Below are 19,267 nucleotides of genomic sequence, written 5' to 3'. Positions count from 1 at the left end.
ATGGACGCATTGATTCTGTTGGGCAGTTTTATCGCCTTGATCCTGATCGGCATGCCGGTGGCCTACGCGCTGGGCTTGTCGGCGTTGATCGGCGCCTGGTGGATCGACATCCCGTTCCAGGCCCTGATGATCCAGGTGGCGGGCGGCGTGAACAAGTTTTCGCTGATGGCGATCCCGTTCTTCGTGCTGGCCGGCGCGATCATGGCCGAGGGCGGCATGTCGAGGCGGCTGGTGGCGTTTGCCGGGGTGCTGGTGGGTTTTGTGCGCGGCGGTCTGTCCCTGGTCAACATCATGGCCTCGACCTTTTTCGGCGCGATCTCCGGCTCGTCGGTGGCCGATACCGCGTCGGTGGGTTCGGTGCTGATTCCGGAGATGGAACGCCGCGGCTACCCCAGGGAGTTTGCGACAGCTGTGACGGTCAGCGGTTCGGTGCAGGCGCTGTTGACGCCGCCCAGCCATAACTCGGTGCTCTACTCCCTGGCGGCGGGCGGCACGGTGTCCATCGCTTCGCTGTTCATGGCCGGCGTGGTGCCGGGCTTGTTGATGAGCGCGTGCCTGATGGTGCTGTGCCTGATCTTCGCGAAAAAGCGCGACTATCCCAAAGGCGAAGTCATCCCCTTGAGGCAGGCGCTGAAGATCGCCGCCGACGCGCTCTGGGGCCTGATGGCCATGGTGATCATCCTCGGCGGCATCCTGTCGGGTATCTTCACCGCCACCGAGTCGGCCGCGATTGCGGTGCTGTGGGCGTTCTTCGTGACCATGTTCATCTACCGCGACTACAAATGGCGCGAGCTGCCCAAGCTGATGCACCGCACGGTGCGCACCATTTCCATCGTGATGATCCTGATCGCCTTCGCCGCCAGCTTCGGCTACATCATGACCCTGATGCAGATCCCGGCGAAGATCACCACGCTGTTTTTGACCCTGTCGGACAACCGCTACGTGATCCTGATGTGCATCAACGCCATGCTGCTGTTGCTTGGCACGGTGATGGACATGGCGCCGCTGATCCTGATTCTCACGCCGATCCTGCTGCCGGTGGTGCTCGGCATCGGCGTCGACCCGGTGCACTTCGGCATGATCATGCTGGTCAACCTCGGGATTGGCCTGATCACCCCGCCGGTAGGCGCGGTGCTGTTCGTGGGCGCGGCGGTGGGCAAGGTCAGCATCGAGAAGACCGTGAAGGCGCTGCTGCCGTTTTATGCGGTGCTGTTCCTGGTGCTGATGGCGGTGACTTACATTCCGGCACTGTCGCTGTGGTTGCCCAGCGTGGTGCTGTAACACCAATCTCAAGAACACAGGTGCTTGAATGTGGGAGGGGGCTTGCCCCCGATAGCAGTGGGTCAGTCTGAGCATCTTTGACTGAAACACCGCAATCGGGGGCAAGCCCCCTCCCACCTGTCGGGCAGCGCTGTTTTTACTATTTCCATGCGGCAGGTCGATCGTGTCTTTGAACTTCGTTGAGCTTAGGGATCCATTCACCCATCTGGTACTCGCGCCCGCCATCGGCGGCAGTCTCGTGAACTGGACGGTACGCGCCACCGGCCAACCGCTGTTGCGCCACAGCGATGAGCAGGCGATCAATACCGGGCTGCCGGGCAAGCTGGGCTGCTACCCCTTGGCACCCTGGTCCAACCGAATCGCCCACGGCGGCTTCGATAACCCCGACGGCTGGCTGGCCCTCAAGCCCAACAGCCACACTGACCCGCTGCCGATTCACGGCTCGGCCTGGCAACAGGCGTGGCAGGTGAGCCGCCAGACCGCAGATGAAGTGGTGTTGCAGGTACTCTGCGATGCACCGTTCGCGTACCGCGCCGAGCAACGGTTTCGGTTGCGCGACGGTGTGCTGACGATTGAATTACGCGTGACTCATCTGGGCAAAAACGCAGCATGGCATGGGCTGGGATTGCACCCGTATTTTCCACGACGTCAGGGTACGCGGTTGCAGGCCAAGGCATCGCAGGTGTGGTTGAGCGATGCGGCCAAACTGCCGACGCAATTGGCGGCGGTACCGGAGGATTGGGATTTCAGGCAAACCGGAACGCTGCCGCAAAGCCTGGTGGACAATGGCTTTTGTGGCTGGGATGGGCACTGCCTGATCGAGCAACCAGAGCTTGGTCATACCCTTGAATGCCAGGCTACCGGCGCCGATTACTTCCTGCTGTACTGCCCGCCGGGGTTGGGTTTTTTCTGCATCGAGCCGGTAAGTCATCCGGTAAATGCCCATCACCTGCCGGGCAGGCCTGGCCTGAAACTGCTGGAGCAAGGCCAGTCAACCCAACTCAGTTTCAACCTGAAATACACTCCACATGTGGGAGGGGGCTTGCCCCCGATAGCGGTGTGACAGTCACTGCAAATATGACTGATCCATTGCCATCGGGGGCAAGCCCCCTCCCACATTTTGCTCCCTGTTGTGTCAGGGTCAGGGGGGTGAATTTTTAAGGCGCCCTGCCGTGTCAATACTCACCACCACCGACAACCCCGGCCGCAACCGTTCACTCTCGGTCTGGTCAGGGTCCACGGTGATTCGCACCGGCACGCGCTGGGCGATCTTGACGAAGTTGCCGGTGGCGTTGTCCGCCTGCAACAGGCTGAACTCCGAGCCGGTCGCCGGGGAAATATGCTGCACCGTGCCGTGAAACCTGCGGTGGTTCAGCGCATCCACGGTGAAGGTCACCGGCTGGCCGACCTGCACATTGTCCATCTGGGTTTCTTTCATATTGGCAATCACCCACAACTGCTTGGGCACCAGCGCCATCAACTGCGCGCCGGAGTTGACGTAGGCCCCCAGGCGCACGCCAATCTGCCCCAACTGGCCATCCCGGGGTGCGGTAATGCGGGTGTTGGACAGGTCGATCCGCGCCAATTCCACCGCCGCCTCCGCACTGGCCACCGCCGCCTCCAGGGAGCCGCGATTGACGATCACCGTTTGCAGGTCCTGCCGCGCGATTTCCAGGCTGGCCTGGGCCTGGGCCACGGCTGCCACCGTCTGGGCATTGGCGGCGCGGGTCACGTCCAGCTCCCGCTTGGACACCGAGCCGTCGCTGATCAATTCTTCATTGCGGCGCAGGTCGGCGGTGCTTTTGCGCGCCTGCGCCTGGCTGTCGACCAAGGCGGCCTGGCGCAGCTTGATGGTCGCTTCGGCGCTGTTGCGTTGCTGCACCACATTGGCCAGCGAAGCCTTCTGCACCGCCAGTTGCGCCAGGGCCTGGTCCAGGCGCTGCTTGTAGATGCGATCATCGAGGCGCACCAGCAGGTCACCGGCTTTCACATACTGGAAATCCTGCACCGGCACTTCGAATACGTAGCCGCTGAGCTGCGGGCCGATGATCGTCACCTGCCCACGCACCAAGGCGTTTTCGGTGGTTTCCACGGCGCTGCTGAACGGCGGCAGTTGCCACGCATACAGCACGATCAGCACGCCGACGATGGCAACGGCGGCAAAGCCCAGGGACGAAAGGATGCGTACCCGCAATGAACGCGGTTCGGTCACGGCGGCGCCCGGTGGCGTGGCGCCCTCGGGCGTGGAAGCGATGGCGTTGGTGGTCGTGGTCGTGGGTTCGGTCATGAAGAGGCGCCGACAGGTTGAACGGGAGGGGTTGCTGCTTTGGTGGTGCTCATCAGCCACAGGCTACGGATAAAGATCCAGATCATGGTCAGGATCGCGATAATCGCAATCAGCATGAAGACATCGTTGTACGCCATGACGTTCGCCTCACGGGTGGCCGCCGTGGCCAGGCTGCGAATGCCCATGAAGTTGCGCAGTTCCGGGTCGGCGACGATACCGCCATAGGCCGAACCGCCACTCTGTACCCGCGCCGCCACACGCGGGTCGAGCAAGGTCAGGTGCTCGACGATCATGCTCGAGTGGTACTTCTCGCGCACGATCTGGAAAGTGCCGAGCAATGCCGCCCCGATCAGGCCGCCGAGGTTCTGGCAAATCCCGAACATCACCGAAAAACTCACCAGGTTGCGCGGGTTGGTCAATACGTTCTTGGTGCCCAGCACCATGGTCGGCCCGAGAAAGAAGGTCCCGCCGAAGCCTAGCAGGAACTGGCTGATATACAGGTTCTGCGGCCGCGTCAGGTTGCTGGAAAAACTGTCCATCACCGACCCGGTCGCCATCAGCGCCAGGGAAATGATCAGCGGCATCAACAGATGCGCCGGGTTGATCGTCAAGGCGCTGACCACCAGCCCGGCAATCGCTCCGGCCAGCATCACCACGTACAAGGTGTGCATCTGCTGGTAACTCATGTTCAGCATCTGCATGAAACCCACTGCGCCCGTGGATTGTTCGGACAGCACCATCCGAATCAGGATCACCGCCAATGCCAGGCGAATCATGGTGCCGCTGCCCAGCCAGCGCGTCATCAGCAGCGGGTTGGCGCGGTTATGCTCGATGGCCAACCCGGCCATGATCAGCACCAGCGAACAGGCCGAGGCGATGCCGATCCAGGGCGCTTCCAGCCACCAGTCGATGCGCCCCAGGGACAACACCGCGCAGAGCAGGGCGACGCCGGTGGCCAGGATCGCGAAGGTGAGGAAGTCGAGTTTTTCGAAGGTCTTGAACCGGTCGCCGGGCGGCAATTTCAGCAGAAACACACAGCCCAGGCAGATCAGCGCCAGGCCCAGCTCGAACAGGTACAAGCCACGCCACTCGGCGATTTGCAGCAAATCCTCGGAGAACAGCCGCGCCAGCGGCAACGCCAGCTGCGCGGTGCCCAGCCCCAGCACCAGGGCTTTGAGGCGCCACTTGGCCGGGAACGCCTGGATCATGTAGTACAAGCCCAACGAACTCAGCGCCGCCCCCACCATGCCGTGGGCCGCCCGCACGGCGATGGCCGAGTTGAGGTCGTTGACGAACAAGTGGCCGAAGGTCACCAGCGCATACAGCACCAGGAACACTTCGGTAAACGCCCGCAGGCCGAACTGCTGACGGAATTTCACCAGCAGCAGGTTCATGCACACGTTGGTCATCACATAGGCGGCGGGCAGCCAGGCCATTTCCGCCGTGGTCGCGCCCAGGGCGCCTTGCAGGTATTGCAGGTTGGCGATGACCAGGGCGTTGCCCAAGCCACCGGTGATTGCCACCAGCACACCCACCAGCGCAAACAGCCAGCGTTTGTGGGTGGGGTGCAACGGCGTCGACGGTGAACCGGGCAGGCTCGGCCGCTCGTGGGGTTGCCAGGTGTGGGGGGTGTATTTATCCATTCGGTGACCTTGATGAACCGACGTGCAAGGCCGGTGAAGCCGCTACTCAGGGCGCAGTGAACCTGAGCAGCGTTTATCTTGCCATGCCAAGGGCGCAATTGCTCCTCAGACGGGCACCGAGCACTTGAACTCAGCTATCAGGATCCGGCTTGATCGCGATATCAGGCACCGGTTCATAGAACGGGCCATAGTCCAGCAGCAATTCATCACCTTTCTTGATGTCTTTGAGCGCCACATAGAACGTCAGGTTTTTCCCGACTGCGATGGACACCACATTGTTGGACTGCCACACCGGCCCGTTACGCAGTTGCGAGGTATTGATCAGGCTCAGGGTGTTACCCGTGTGCAGCCCACTGACCGTGCGCGTGCCCGAACGTGTACCGAACAGGTAGGTCAGCACAGCTCGCGAGCCTTGCTTGCGTTGCTCCTGGAACAGCGACGCCTCGTCCGCATGGTATTTGCCCGCATACGGGCCAAGCACTTCGAACTGGGGAATGTCACGCCGCGCCCACACCGAAGCGCCGCGAGCCGGCCCGCCATCGTCGAGCACTGTGACCACCTCCATAGCCTCCTCAAACCGAGACTGGTGTTGACCTTCGGTGCTCAGCCAGTTCTTGATCGACGCCTTGATTTGCGCTGAAACGCGTGCCTTTGTCGGGCTATCAAGCCCGTCCAGCACGCCATTCCAATGGGCAATACGGATGTCATCGACAGGGCCCTCAAGTGTTTGGGTCAAGCTGAGCCTGGGGTTCACCGGGTCCTGCAGAATCGGCAGTGTATTGTCGATCTGATGACGAGGCAGTGGAGCAGTAACATTGGGTTCAACTTTTATAACGACGACGTCCGACGATGAGCCAGAGGTGTGTTCGCTCTGTGGCGTGTCGGTGGGCTTGTCCAGGTCCGAAGATTTCGGCGGCGGCGGATCCAGAGGGTCTTGCGCAGGCCGTTTGCGTGTCGTACCCGCAGCAGGTTGCTCGGACGCGGGGGGTTGCGCGGTGGTTTGCCCTGCCCGATTGAGGCGTTGCACGGTCGCCTCCTTTAACGAACCGTCGACCTTAACGTGCTGGCTCCAAGTGTTTGGGTTGAGCCCATGTTGGCTCAAGAACTGCGACTGTGTGACTGAATTGTTCGGTTGAACCAACAGCTCGCGCCACTGGCGTAAATAGTCATCGGTCAGCGCGGTATAGGTGCGACCAGCTGCCCTGTTCAACAACGCTTCACCGGGCGGCCCCAGGCCGCCATCCTGCCGTGCACAATTTTTGAAGGTACTCGGATTGAGGTGATAATGACCGGCAAACCCGTTCATGGTCATGGCGTCACGCGCCTGCTGTGTCTTGCTTTGCCAATCACGAATATGTGTTTCAGTCAGCGTCTTGAAAGGTGTGTTGACCGCGCGGTCGCGCACGATCTTGCCGGTATCGCTCAACTGGCCGTCGGCTTGCACGTAGTAGGCAAAGGTTTTCGGCGGCAGGTTCCTCTGTTGGGCAAAGTGCTCACGGGTAATGCTTTGCTGTTGGGCGGGCGACAACGCTTCCCACTCGCGTAGATGTTCGGCAGTGATTAGCTGCTTGCGTGGCTGCGTCTGGAACGTGGGGGCAAGCGCAGCGTTTTGCTCCACTGGATTGAGACGTTCCACGGCCGCGCCTTTCAAGGAACCATCCTTTTTAACGAAGCGACTCCAACTGGCTGGACTGAGCCTGTGTTGGCTGATGAACTGCTCTTGTGTCACTGAGTTGTTCGGTTGCGCGAAGAGCGTGCGCCACTGCTGTAAATGCTCATCGGTAATCACCTCGTAGGCCGTACCTGCGGCAACCCTACCCAACAGTTCCCTGCCCTGTGGCCCCAGGCCGCCATCGGCCCGCACGTAATTTTTCAGCGTATGGCTATTAAGGTGATGATGACCGGCAAACCCCTCCAAGGTCATCGCGCTACGCTCCTGCTGTGTCATGCCTCGCCAGCTATGCAGATGCACTTGGGTCACCTTATTGAAGGGTGTGTCAGCGGGCCGGTTACGTATGATCAAGCCGGTTTCGCTGAGTCGACCGTCAACATCTTTCACGCAGTACTCAAACGCCCTCCAGGGCAGTTGATGCTGTCGGGCAAAGCCCCTGGGGGTAAGTCTTATTTGTTCCTGGCGGGACAATGCTTCCCACGCCCGCAAATGTTCAGCGCTAATCTGCCTCCCTCCACCGGCTGCCCCCAGGCGTTGCCATTGATCCCCCTGTATGTGCTGGACCACCAACTCGGTTTGCCGGTTGTTGTGATAAACCCGCGCCTGCACAACGCCCTCTTCCGTGCGAGTGACCTGCCGGACCTCGTACACCGCTGTTTCACCGTTGCTGTCGGTGTGGCGTATATGCGAAAGATGCCCATCGGTTGCCACATACACGCCCTGATTGTTGCGTGAGAGCCCGGCGATGGTGGAGGCTGGCATCTTGTAGTGACCGAACAGCTCATGGCTCAGCGCGTTCGCTTCATCGACGTGCGCAACGCCCACCTTGCCGGCGACCGCCTGCGTCGTGGGCGCAAAACCATCGAGCGGGCTGCCATAAGGCCGCATCGTGTCGGCATCAAAAGCATACCAATGGCCGCTCTTGAGCACTGCAGCCCCTTCCACTGTCTGGTCGACCCCCTTCACGATGCCCGTTGCTGCGGCGTCGTACTGTTTACTCACTGCCTTCAACACATCGTAACTGGCACTGGCGCCCCTGAACCGGTTGACAGCTTTGGCGCCTTTGGACAGCAGATAAAGACCGCCATTGCCCACAAGCTTGGGCAGATCACTCAAGCCCCCCAGGGGGTTGAGCACGTCAATGGTTGCCACGCCGATGACCTTGGCCGCCCGCAACGCCTTGACGCCGGTGGACAGCGCAGTCCGGCCGATCTTGAGTAGTTTTCCTGCGGTGGCAGTGCCAGCGGTAAGAAACCCGAATACATCCAGCAAGAGATCGAATGTGCCCGCGCCGGACTGGCCGTTCTGAAAATTGACAATGGCGGACCTGAAGGGGATCAGGTTCAGCAAAAACTCGCTCAACTGTGCGTTCGCCTTGTCCAAGCTTGTCTGTCCGCGGGCTTGTTCTTTGATAGCCGGATCGTCGAGTGCCAAGTGCTGGACAAACGCCCTGGCAATCGCTTCGGACCGATGGCTGGTGAAACTATTCAATAGTGAATTATTCGAAGGGCGCTCACGACCCAGATCATCTGCTGAATAACGGGGCGTGAGCGCTTTGGTTGTAGAAACGTTTTTGCCGTCCCTGACCTCCTTGACCACCGCTTTGGACAGGGACGCCTTTTCAATCGTGCCTTTATTGAAATCGATTACATAGGCTTGGGACGTGCCCTGCAGCTCGGTTTTGACCAGCAGCCCCGGTTTGTTTTGAGCGTATGTATTATTGAAATGACCATCCATGACATACGAGCCTTCCTGGAAAAAGCTGATTGTCCCCAATTCGAAGTTCTTTCGATCCGCCAATGGCAGTTGCGAAATCATGTGCCTGACCGTTGTATTGACGGCGGCCTTTTTTTCCTCGATTGCGCGGTTGAACTGCCTGTCGAATTCAGCCAGCACGCCAAACTGCGGGTTGGCGTTCAACATCGTCAGCACCCTGCGCAGGTCACCCGACTCAAGCGAGCTGCTGGGCTCATGCGCCTTGAAGGGTCTGGGTTCGAGCCAGTCGTTCATGGCGACATCCAGTAGCGAAATCCCTCCCCCTTCAATCACCACGTAACGCTGATCAACAGCGAATACTTTTTCTTCGAAAAACGCGCCCAGGTCGCCAAACCGTTCCTTGAGTTTGGTCAGTGCGATCTCTTTTCGTGTGGGTAATGCTTTGTCCAGTGCCCGGGAGGCAGATAGCCGGGTGTCAAGTTGCGCGTTGAAGGCGGTTCTTGCCGATTCGAGGTGTGCGGGGAGGTAGTTGTCATTGCTTCTTTTGGTGAGCACTCCATTGGCGATTGCCCAGTCCAGCAAAGCAGCCATTTGTGCTGTGTGGGTGATCGCAGGGTCAACCAGCCACGCCTTTTCGGCCTCGCGCATGACCTGGGCAAACGTCATGCCGAGGACTTTGCCCGGTGTCTGCGCCTCGATCGTCATGGCTGCAATCGTCAAGCTGGCCCATGCCTGGCTACCGATCTTCACACTCGGGGGAATGTCTTTAATCAGAAACTGCGGGGCCGAGCGGGCCAGCAACAGGTATGCCCCCACCTTTGCAAGCGCAGCGCTGGTTCTGCCTGAGCTGCTCAAGTGTTCGGCCAGGGCATCCCCAACTGCAGAGGGGTGGCGGCCCCAATGTTTGTCACTGGCCAGATCGAAGCCGGCTATTTTGTTGCGATCAGGGGCGGTAATCGACTCAGGATCCATCTGCAGTGCGATCCCCGCCAACAGGTAGTCCGTTGCGCTACTCTCGTTGTCGATGCCTTGCATTCTTTGCTGCAGCGCCTTGCCCATCCGTTGCCCCTGGGGGGAGCGCACTAGCGCCTCGACTATTTTGGCAGGGTCGTTCTGCGCGGACGCTGGCACTGGCTGACGATACCGCAAGAACTCCAGCACACCGCCCTTGGTTTGCATCACCAAAGGCTGGTCGCCCAGAGGGTGTTCGTGATTCATCGTGATAAGACGCAAGCGCCGTTGTTCGTCTGCGCTCAAGGGTATCGGCCAGGACAGCGCCCCGCCCAGATTACCCAGCGCAGGGCCTGGGATAACGGGGGTGGCCAACCTATCGAGTTCTTCGTTGACCGGCGCTGACTGATTGCCGGGCGCCAGTACCGGCGGTGAGGAAAAGCGCTGTGCAGGGGGAATGGAGGTCATGAGCGATGTCTATCCGTAGTCAAAAAATCATCCTGGCGTTTGCCGTGCTCACTGGGTGTTAAAACCCAATCAGCAGGTTCCTGCCCACCTACCAGATTTTGTGACTGCCGCAATGCACGGCGATCTTACGAGTCGCCGGCACAGAGTCAGATCAACGCGTTGAACAACATTCCAATCGCCACTACTACACACAGGCTGGCAAACCCCACCTGCAAGCTGCGGGCGGGAATCACCGAACACAGACGCCGTCCCGCTAGCATTCCGACGATACTCGCGCCAATGAACGCCCAGCCCACCGGCTCGATGCTCACCCCCGCATGAAAGGCCCCCGCCACGCCGATCAGCGACAGCAGGCTGACCACCATCAACGAGGTCGCGACGATCCCGCGCATCTGCACATCGGTGAGTTGCTTGAACGCCGGCACAATCAGAAAACCGCCGCCCACGCCGAGCAACCCGGAGACCGCGCCCGTCACCGCGCCCAATGCAGCCAGGGTCACAGTGCATTTGGCGGTCCAGGCCAGGCGCCCGGTCTGCTGGTTGAGCATGCAGTTTTTCTGGCCCCAGGAGGCGGCGCCATGGTCACTCGGCCCAGCCTGGACCTTTTCGCGCTGCAACATGCGCCAGGCCACCAGCACCATCAATGCACTGAACAGGCCCATCAGCACCGGCTCCGACAGTTGATGGGCGACGAACACCCCCAACGGCGAAAACAGCGCGCCCAGCAACGCGATCAATAACGCCGCGCGGTAACGCACCAAACCATGGCGCAGGCCGTCGATCGCGCCCACCGCCGCGGCTGCGCCCACCGCGAGCAATGACACCGGCGCGGCCTGAGTCATCGTCAACCCCAGGCCCAACACCAGCGCCGGCACTCCGAGAATGCCGCCGCCCGCGCCGGTCAGGCCCATGACCAGGCCCATCAATACACCCAACACACTGGCCAGCAGCATTCAGTCCACCTTGCTCAGGCGGGTCAGCCACTCGCGGCCCTTGAGCATGCCGTTCCAGTAGAACCACGGCAGCAATGTGGCCTTGAGGAACCACATCGAGCGACGTGCCTGGGTGGGGTCCAGGGGAAAGGTCGGCAGCAGCTTGCCGCCGTAACCGAACTCAGCCAGCACTACCTTGCCCTTCTCCACCGTCAGCGGGCAGGAGCCGTAGCCGTCGTACTTGAGCGGCAGCGGTGCCTGTTTGCGCAGGGCCAGCAGGTTTTCAGCGACCACCACGATCTGCTTGCGCACCGCCGCAGCGGTCTTGGCGTTGGCGGTGCCGCACACGTCGCCCAGGCCGAAGATGTTCGGATAGCGCAGGTGCTGCAGGCTGTGGGGGTTCACTTCGCACCAGCCGGCGGTGTCGGCCAGCGGGCTATGCCGGATAAAATCCGGGGCGACTTGCGGCGGGACCACATGCAGCAGGTCAAACACTTTTTCGACGACGTTGACGTTGCCTTCGGCGTCCTTGACTTCAAACCAGGCCTTGCCTGCCGGGCCATCGACCTTGATCAGGTTGGCATTGAACGCCAGGCGCGCGTTGTATTTCTCGACGTACTTCATCAACGGCGGCACAAACGTTGGCACACCAAACAGCGCGGCACCGGCCAGGTTGAATTCAACCTCGATGTTTTTCAGGCTGCCCTGCTTGAGCCAGTGATCGCAGGACAGGTACATGGCCTTCTGCGGCGCGCCGGCGCATTTGATCGGCATGGCCGGCTGGGTGAAGAGCGCCTTGCCACCCTTGAGCTGCTGCACCAGTTGCCAGGTATAGGCCGCGTGTTCGTAGCTATAGTTGGAGGTGACGCCGTGGCGACCGAGGGTCTCCTGCAGGCCCTCGATCTTTTCCCACGCCAGGCGCAGGCCGGGGCACACAATCAGGTTTTTCCAAGTGACGCGCTGGCCGCTGTCGAGCACAAGGGTTTGCTCGTCAGGCAATAACTCGCTGACGGCGGCCTGGACCCAGGTGACACCATTGGGCAGTACGTCGGCCAGCGGGCGCCGGGTTTTTTGCAGGTCGTAGGCGCCGCCGCCCACCAGGGTCCAGGCGGGTTGATAGCAATGGAAGTCGTTGGGTTCGATCAGGATGAGGTTCAGTTGCGGGTCGCGCTTGAGCAGGCTGGCCAGCAGGCCGATGCCTGCCGAGCCGCCGCCGATGACGACGATATCGCCACTGATGGTGGGTCCCCAGTGTTGTTCGGTCATTGTCTACTGCCTTTTTGGAGTCAATGCACACAAGGGTCGCTGCCGGATGGCGTCACGCCCAGCTTTTTATGACCGCGCCGCAGTACAGGCCGGACAGGGTCTTCATCACTTGAATCACTTCATGGCTGGCCAGCCCGTAGAAGATGTATTTACCTTCCCGACGGGTGGCGACCAACCCTTCGTCCCGCAGGATGCCCAACTGTTGTGACAACGTGGGCTGGCGCACGCCAGTCTGGGCTTCCAGCTCGCCGACGTTGCGCTCGCCCAGGGTCAACTGGCAAAGGATCAACAAGCGGTCTTCATTGGCCAGGGCCTTGAGCAAGGAACAGGCCTTGGACGCCGATGCACGCAACTGGGCGACCTCGCCCTCACTCAACGTAGATTCCATTTGCCTCGGCTCCTTTAACTCACTTAAGCTCAAAACATTATGTTTAAACGTAAACTGATTGTAACCACTTTTTTCTTCATCGGGGATAGCCGCCATGCCAGCGTTGATTCAAGCCTTTCTGGACGAGGCATCGTCGACCTACACCTATGTGGTCTATGAAGCCGACGGCGGCCCGTGCGCCATCGTCGATTCGGTGCTCAACTACGACCCGGCCTCCGGGCGCACCGATACCGCGCAGGCCGACAAGGTGATTGCCTTCGTGCGCGAGCATGGCCTGCACGTGCAGTGGCTGCTGGAAACCCACGCCCACGCCGATCACCTGTCCGCCGCGCCGTACCTGCGCCGCACCCTGGGCGGCAAGATTGCGATTGGCCAGTCCATCAGCAAGGTGCAGGGCGTATTCAAGCAGCTGTTCAATCTGGAGCCGGCGTTTCGGGTGGATGGCTCACAGTTCGATCACCTGTTTGCGCCGGATGAAATCTTTCATATCGGTGGCTTGCAGGCCCAGGCGCTGCATGTGCCCGGGCACACCCCGGCGGACATGGCCTACCTGATCGATGGCCGCCTGATCCTGGTGGGCGATACCCTGTTCATGCCCGACGTCGGCACCGCCCGCTGCGACTTCCCCGGCGGCGATGCGCGGCAGTTGTACGCGTCGATGCGCAAGCTGCTGGCGTTCCCGCCCGAGACCCAGCTGTACGTGTGTCATGACTATCCACCCGAGGGCCGCGAGGCGAAATGCCAGACCACGGTGGCTGAACAGCGCGCGCAGAATATCCATGTGCATGACGGGGTGGATGAGGCGGCGTTTGTCGCGATGCGCACCACCCGCGATGCCGGGCTGGGCATGCCGACGCTACTGTTGCCGGCGGTCCAGGTGAATGTGCGGGCGGGGCATATGCCGCCAGCGGAAGACAATGGCGTCACCTACCTCAAGATCCCGCTCAACCAACTTTGAAATGCATTTAAACATGTGGGAGGGGGCAAGCCCCCTCCCACATTTTGTCCACCGTTGAATCAGGAACCGAGGCTGATGCCGTTGGCCGGCAATGGCAGCGCGGTTTTATAGCGAACTTGCTTCAAGGCAAAACTGGAGCGGATATTCGCCACCCCCGGCACCTTGGTCAAAAAATCCATCATGAAACGCTCCAGCGACTGGATCGTCGGCACCAGCACCCGGATCAGGTAATCCGGGTCGCCAGCCATCAGGTAACACTCCATCACTTCCGGCCGGTCCGAGATCGCACCTTCGAATTGCTGCAACGCCAGTTCATTCTGCTTTTCCAGGCTCACATGGATGAACACGTTGACATGCAGCCCCAGCAGATCGGCGTCCAGCAACGTGACCTGCTCGCGAATCAGGCCGTGTTCTTCCATCGCCTTGACCCGGTTGAAGCACGGCGTGGGCGACAGGTTGACCGAGCGGGCCAGGTCGGCGTTGGTGATGCGTGCATTCTCCTGCAGGGCATTGAGAATGCCGATATCGGTACGGTCCAGTTTGCGCATGAGACAAAGTCACCTGTTTATTATGTTTATGCAGATTTTTTATCCGCAAATGATCCTGAGCGCAACGAAACACAGATAAATATTCTTCTACGCCACGCCTATGATTGTTGTAGGACAAGATTTCTTCTACCCGAAGACTGACTGTCAGCTAGCGCGCCCACTACAAGAAATTCACAAGATCGAGCGTAGAAAGCCATGAACCAGCCGTATGCACCGCTGCGCCTGCACGTTCCCGAACCCTCGGGCCGCCCAGGCTGCAAGACCGACTTCACCTACCTGCGCCTGACCGACGCCGGCCTGGTACGCAAACCCGCCATCGACGTGGAACCCGCCGACACCGCCGACCTGGCCAAAGGCCTGATCCGCGTGCTCGACGACCAGGGCCAGGCGCTCGGGCCGTGGGCCGAGGGTGTCTCGGCAGACATCATGCGCAAAGGCATGCGCGCGATGCTCAAGACGCGCATCTTCGACAACCGCATGGTGGTCGCCCAGCGCCAGAAAAAAATGTCGTTCTACATGCAAAGCCTTGGCGAAGAAGCCATCGGCAGCGCCCAGGCCCTGGCCTTGAACATCGACGACATGTGCTTCCCCACCTACCGCCAGCAAAGCATCCTGATGGCCCGCGACGTGCCGCTGGTGGACCTGATCTGCCAACTGCTGTCCAACGAGCGCGACCCGCTCAAGGGCCGCCAGTTGCCGATCATGTACTCGGTCAAGGACGCGGGTTTCTTCACGATTTCCGGCAACCTTGCCACCCAGTTCGTACAGGGCGTGGGCTGGGGCATGGCCTCGGCGATCAAGGGCGATACCAAGATCGCCTCGGCCTGGATCGGCGACGGCGCCACCGCAGAATCGGACTTCCACACTGCCCTCACCTTTGCTCACGTGTACCGTGCGCCGGTGATCCTCAACGTGGTCAACAACCAGTGGGCCATTTCCACCTTCCAGGCCATTGCCGGCGGTGAAGCCACGACTTTCGCCGGACGCGGCGTCGGTTGCGGTATCGCCTCCCTGCGCGTGGACGGCAACGACTTTATCGCCGTGTACGCCGCCTCCGCCTGGGCCGCCGAGCGTGCCCGCCGCAACCTGGGGCCGACGCTGATCGAGTGGGTCACCTACCGCGCCGGTCCGCACTCCACCTCCGATGATCCGTCCAAATACCGCCCCGCCGACGACTGGAGCCATTTCCCATTGGGCGACCCGATTGCCCGTCTCAAGCAGCACCTGATCAGGATCGGCCAGTGGTCCGAAGAGGAACACGCGGCGGTCAGCGCCGAACTGGAAGCCGAAGTGGTCAAGGCGCAGAAAGAAGCCGAACAGTACGGCACCCTCGCCGGCGGCCAGATTCCAAGCGCCGCGACCATGTTCGAAGACGTCTATAAAGAGATGCCGGAGCACTTGAAGCGCCAGCGTCAAGCGTTGGGGGTGTGACATGAACGATCACAACAACAGCATCGAACTGGAAACCGCCATGACCACCACCACCATGACCATGATCCAGGCCCTGCGCTCGGCCATGGATGTGATGCTTGAACGGGACGACAACGTGGTGGTGTTCGGCCAGGACGTCGGTTACTTCGGCGGCGTGTTCCGTTGCACCGAAGGCTTGCAGACCAAATACGGCAGCTCGCGGGTATTCGACGCACCGATTTCCGAAAGCGGCATCATCGGCGTGGCGGTGGGCATGGGCGCCTACGGCCTGCGTCCGGTCGCGGAAATCCAGTTTGCCGACTACGTCTACCCCGCCACCGACCAGATTATTTCCGAGGCCGCGCGCCTGCGTTATCGCTCAGCCGGCCAGTTCACCGCGCCCTTGACCATGCGCATGCCGTGCGGCGGCGGCATCTATGGCGGCCAGACCCACAGCCAGAGTATCGAAGCGGTGTTCACCCAGGTCTGCGGCCTGCGCACGGTGATGCCGTCCAACCCCTACGACGCCAAGGGCCTGCTGATCGCCTCCATCGAAAACGATGACCCGGTGATCTTCCTTGAACCCAAGCGCCTGTATAACGGCCCGTTCGATGGCCATCACGACCGCCCGGTAACCCCGTGGTCGAAACACCCGCAGGCGCAGGTGCCGGACGGCTACTACACCGTACCGCTGGACGTGGCCGCCATCGTGCGTCCGGGGTCTGCGGTGACCGTGCTGACCTACGGCACCACGGTGTATGTGTCGCAAGTCGCCGCCGAAGAAACCGGCATCGACGCCGAAGTCATCGACCTGCGCAGCCTGTGGCCGCTGGACCTGGACACCATCGTCAACTCGGTGAAAAAGACCGGCCGTTGCGTGGTGGTGCACGAAGCCACGCGCACCTGCGGTTTTGGTGCCGAGCTGGTGTCGCTGGTGCAGGAGCACTGCTTCCACCACCTGGAAGCGCCGATCGAGCGCGTCACCGGCTGGGACACGCCCTACCCGCATGCGCAGGAGTGGGCGTATTTCCCAGGCCCGTCCCGAGTGGGCGCGGCGTTGAAACGGGTCATGGAGGTCTGAATGGGCACGCACGTTATCAAGATGCCGGACATTGGCGAAGGCATCGCGGAAGTTGAACTGTCGCAGTGGCATGTGAAGGTCGGCGACCTGGTCGTCGAAGACCAGGTGCTGGCGGATGTGATGACCGACAAGGCGATGGTGGACATTCCCTCGCCGGTCCACGGCAAGGTGATTTCCCTGGGCGGCGAGCCGGGTGAAGTCATGGCGGTGGGCAGTATTTTGATCAGCATTGAAGTGGAAGGCGCCGGTAACGCCAGGGAAGCGCCGGCCGTGGCCGCACCGCTGGAAAAAGCCGCACCGGTGGTGGAGAGCCAGCCGCAACCGGCTCCAGGCAAGCCCGCGCCTGTCGCGGCCAACGTCCAGGCGCCCGTGGCGCGGGAGGCCAATGAGCGCCCGCTGGCCTCCCCCGCCGTGCGCAAGCATGCCCTGGATGCGGGTATCCAGTTGCGCCTGGTACAGGGCTCCGGCCCGGCCGGGCGGATCCTGCATGAAGACCTCGAAGCTTACCTTCAGCAAGGCGCCAGCCCAGCCTCGGCCGCCGCCAACCCTTATGCCGAACGCAACGACGAGCACCAGATCCCGGTGATCGGCATGCGCCGCAAGATCGCCCAGCGCATGCAGGATGCCACCCGCCGCGCCGCGCATTTCAGCTACGTGGAAGAAATCGACGTCACGGCGCTGGACGAACTGCGCGTGCACCTCAATGAAAAACACGGCGCCACACGCGGCAAGCTGACCCTGCTGCCCTTCATCGTGCGCGCCATGGTGGTGGCACTGCGCGATTTTCCGCAGATCAACGCACGCTATGACGACGAAGCCCAGGTCATCACTCGTCTCGGTGCGGTGCATGTGGGCGTCGCCACCCAGAGCGATGTCGGCCTGATGGTGCCAGTGGTGCGCCACGCCGAAGCCCGCAGCCTGTGGGGCACTGCCGAAGAAATCGCGAGTTTGGCCACAGCAGCCCGAAACGGCAAGGCCAGCCGCGAAGAGCTGTCGGGCTCGACCATCACCCTGACCAGCCTCGGCGCGCTGGGTGGCATCGTCAGCACGCCGGTGCTGAACCTGCCGGAAGTGGCGATTGTCGGCGTCAACCGCATCGTCGAGCGGCCGATGGTGATAAAGGGCCAGATCGTGGTGCGCAAAATGATGAACCTCTCCAGCTCGTTCGATCACCGTGTGGTCGATGGCATGGACGCGGCGCAATTCATCCAGGCCGTGCGCGGCCTGCTCGAACAACCCGCCAGCCTGTTCCTGGAGTAAGGGCATGACTCAGACACTACACACCACGCTGCTGATTATCGGCGGCGGCCCGGGCGGTTATGTGGCCGCAATTCGCGCCGGCCAACTGGGCATCCCGACCCTCCTGGTGGAAGGCCAGGCGTTGGGCGGCACCTGCCTGAACATCGGCTGCATTCCGTCCAAGGCCTTGATCCATGTGGCCGAGCAATTCCAGCAGACGGTACACCACAGCCAGGGCTCGCAGTTGGGCATCGAGGTGGACGTGCCCACCCTGGACATCCGCAAAAGTGTGGAATGGAAAGACGGCATCGTCGATCGCCTGACCACCGGCGTCGCCGCGCTGTTGAAGAAGCACAAGGTGCAGGTGATCCACGGCTGGGCCAAGGTGGTGGACGGCAAGACCGTCGACGTGGGCGAGCAGCGCATCCAGTGCGAACACCTGCTGCTGGCCACCGGTTCGAAGAGTGTCGAGCTGCCGATGCTGCCGCTTGGCGGGCCGATCATTTCATCCACCGAAGCCCTGGCCCCGAGCCGCGTACCGAAGCGGCTGATCGTGGTGGGTGGCGGTTATATCGGCCTGGAACTGGGCATCGCCTATCGCAAGTTGGGGGCCGACGTCAGTGTGGTCGAAGCCCAGGATCGCATCCTGCCGGCCTATGACGCCGAACTGACTCAACCGGTGAGCGAATCCCTCAAGCAACTGGGGGTGAAGCTGTACCTCAGACACAGCGTCACCGGGTTTGCCGACCATTGCCTGCAAGTGCGCGACCCGAATGGCGACACCCTGTCGCTGGAAACCGATCAGGTGCTGGTGGCTGTTGGTCGCAAACCCAACACCCAGGGCTGGAACCTCGAAGCGCTGAACCTGGACATGAACGGCGCCGCGATCAAGATCGACAGCCGTTGCCAGACCAGCATGCGCAATGTGTATGCCATTGGCGACCTGAGCGGCGAGCCCATGCTGGCGCACCGGGCCATGGCCCAGGGCGAGATGGTCGCCGAACTGATCAGCGGTAAACCTCGCGAATTCAACCCGGCGGCGATTCCGGCGGTGTGCTTTACCGACCCGGAACTGGTGGTGGTGGGCAAGACTCCGGACGAGGCCAAGGCAGCCGGCCTGGACTGCATCGTGTCGAGCTTCCCGTTCGCCGCCAACGGACGGGCCATGACCCTGGAGTCGAAAACCGGCTTCGTGCGGGTGGTGGCGCGGCGTGACAATCACCTGATTGTCGGTTGGCAAGCCGTGGGCGTGGGTGTGTCGGAACTGTCTACTGCGTTTGGCCTGAGCCTGGAAATGGGTGCACGCCTGGAGGATGTGGCGGGAACGATCCACGCCCATCCGACCTTGGGCGAAGCCGTGCAGGAAGCGGCGTTGCGGGCTTTGGGGCATGCGTTGCACCTGTAGAACCGTGGCGAGGCCATCGGCG

Annotated in this window: 14 protein-coding genes; 7 read left to right on the top strand and 7 right to left on the bottom strand. The window is 61.5% G+C overall.

All coding sequences use genetic code 11. The features are described from left to right. Together CIB54_RS13625 and CIB54_RS13620 are read left to right on the top strand one after the other, a co-directional pair. A complete protein-coding gene (locus CIB54_RS13625; protein WP_065953027.1) occupies positions 1 to 1,281 on the top strand; it encodes a TRAP transporter large permease in 1,281 nt (426 codons plus the stop codon). A 163-nt stretch (positions 1,282 to 1,444) separates the two neighbouring features. Next, positions 1,445 to 2,344 (top strand): aldose 1-epimerase, encoded by a 900-nt coding sequence (locus tag CIB54_RS13620; protein ID WP_232790548.1) that lies wholly within the window; start codon positions 1,445 to 1,447, stop codon positions 2,342 to 2,344. A 78-nt stretch (positions 2,345 to 2,422) separates the two neighbouring features. Here CIB54_RS13620 and CIB54_RS13615 read toward each other — a convergent pair whose 3' ends face one another. From CIB54_RS13615 to CIB54_RS13590, 6 genes are all read right to left on the bottom strand, one after another. Beyond that, the gene (locus tag CIB54_RS13615; RefSeq protein WP_101220041.1) at positions 2,423 to 3,568 is read right to left on the bottom strand and encodes an HlyD family secretion protein; all 1,146 of its coding nucleotides are present in this window, start codon (positions 3,566 to 3,568) and stop codon (positions 2,423 to 2,425) included. Then, positions 3,565 to 5,211 (bottom strand): MFS transporter, encoded by a 1,647-nt coding sequence (locus CIB54_RS13610; RefSeq protein ID WP_101220040.1) that lies wholly within the window; start codon positions 5,209 to 5,211, stop codon positions 3,565 to 3,567. Before CIB54_RS13610 ends, CIB54_RS13615 begins: the two co-directional genes overlap by 4 nt. A gap of 130 nt (positions 5,212 to 5,341) precedes the next feature. After that, positions 5,342 to 10,018 (bottom strand): SET domain-containing protein-lysine N-methyltransferase, encoded by a 4,677-nt coding sequence (locus tag CIB54_RS13605; protein WP_101220039.1) that lies wholly within the window; start codon positions 10,016 to 10,018, stop codon positions 5,342 to 5,344. A 146-nt stretch (positions 10,019 to 10,164) separates the two neighbouring features. Next, the gene (locus tag CIB54_RS13600; RefSeq protein ID WP_065953022.1) at positions 10,165 to 10,971 is read right to left on the bottom strand and encodes a sulfite exporter TauE/SafE family protein; all 807 of its coding nucleotides are present in this window, start codon (positions 10,969 to 10,971) and stop codon (positions 10,165 to 10,167) included. Next, positions 10,972 to 12,216 carry an NAD(P)/FAD-dependent oxidoreductase gene (locus CIB54_RS13595; RefSeq protein WP_101220038.1) on the bottom strand — a complete coding sequence of 415 codons (1,245 nt, stop codon included), beginning with the start codon at positions 12,214 to 12,216 and terminating at the stop codon, positions 10,972 to 10,974. A 52-nt stretch (positions 12,217 to 12,268) separates the two neighbouring features. Beyond that, positions 12,269 to 12,604 carry an ArsR/SmtB family transcription factor gene (locus CIB54_RS13590; protein WP_057007617.1) on the bottom strand — a complete coding sequence of 112 codons (336 nt, stop codon included), beginning with the start codon at positions 12,602 to 12,604 and terminating at the stop codon, positions 12,269 to 12,271. Between the two features lie 94 nt (positions 12,605 to 12,698). Here CIB54_RS13590 and CIB54_RS13585 point away from each other — a divergent pair, with 94 nt between their 5' ends. Further along, positions 12,699 to 13,562 (top strand): MBL fold metallo-hydrolase, encoded by an 864-nt coding sequence (locus CIB54_RS13585; RefSeq protein ID WP_101220037.1) that lies wholly within the window; start codon positions 12,699 to 12,701, stop codon positions 13,560 to 13,562. 59 nt (positions 13,563 to 13,621) lie between these two features. Here the strand turns inward: CIB54_RS13585 and bkdR are convergent, their stop codons facing one another. After that, positions 13,622 to 14,110 carry a Bkd operon transcriptional regulator BkdR gene (bkdR, locus tag CIB54_RS13580; RefSeq protein WP_065953019.1) on the bottom strand — a complete coding sequence of 163 codons (489 nt, stop codon included), beginning with the start codon at positions 14,108 to 14,110 and terminating at the stop codon, positions 13,622 to 13,624. A gap of 195 nt (positions 14,111 to 14,305) precedes the next feature. Between bkdR and CIB54_RS13575 the strand changes: the two genes are divergently transcribed. Genes CIB54_RS13575 through lpdA form a run of 4 tightly spaced genes read left to right on the top strand, consistent with a single transcriptional unit; the run spans position 14,306 to position 19,245 of the window. Then, positions 14,306 to 15,541 (top strand): 3-methyl-2-oxobutanoate dehydrogenase (2-methylpropanoyl-transferring) subunit alpha, encoded by a 1,236-nt coding sequence (locus tag CIB54_RS13575; RefSeq protein ID WP_101220036.1) that lies wholly within the window; start codon positions 14,306 to 14,308, stop codon positions 15,539 to 15,541. Position 15,542: 1 nt separating this feature from the next. Beyond that, complete coding sequence (locus tag CIB54_RS13570) at positions 15,543 to 16,601, top strand: alpha-ketoacid dehydrogenase subunit beta (RefSeq protein WP_065953017.1); 1,059 nt, start codon at positions 15,543 to 15,545, stop codon at positions 16,599 to 16,601. Next, the gene (locus CIB54_RS13565; RefSeq protein WP_101220035.1) at positions 16,602 to 17,861 is read left to right on the top strand and encodes a dihydrolipoamide acetyltransferase family protein; all 1,260 of its coding nucleotides are present in this window, start codon (positions 16,602 to 16,604) and stop codon (positions 17,859 to 17,861) included. Between the two features lie 4 nt (positions 17,862 to 17,865). After that, the gene (gene lpdA / locus CIB54_RS13560; protein WP_101220034.1) at positions 17,866 to 19,245 is read left to right on the top strand and encodes a dihydrolipoyl dehydrogenase; all 1,380 of its coding nucleotides are present in this window, start codon (positions 17,866 to 17,868) and stop codon (positions 19,243 to 19,245) included. Positions 19,246 to 19,267 lie beyond the last annotated feature (22 nt).

It is taken from the genome of Pseudomonas fluorescens (genome assembly GCF_002837185.1).
In the GTDB taxonomy this organism is placed as follows: Bacteria; Pseudomonadota; Gammaproteobacteria; order Pseudomonadales; family Pseudomonadaceae; genus Aquipseudomonas; species Aquipseudomonas fluorescens_AM.
This window is presented reverse-complemented; position numbering and strand designations above follow the sequence as displayed.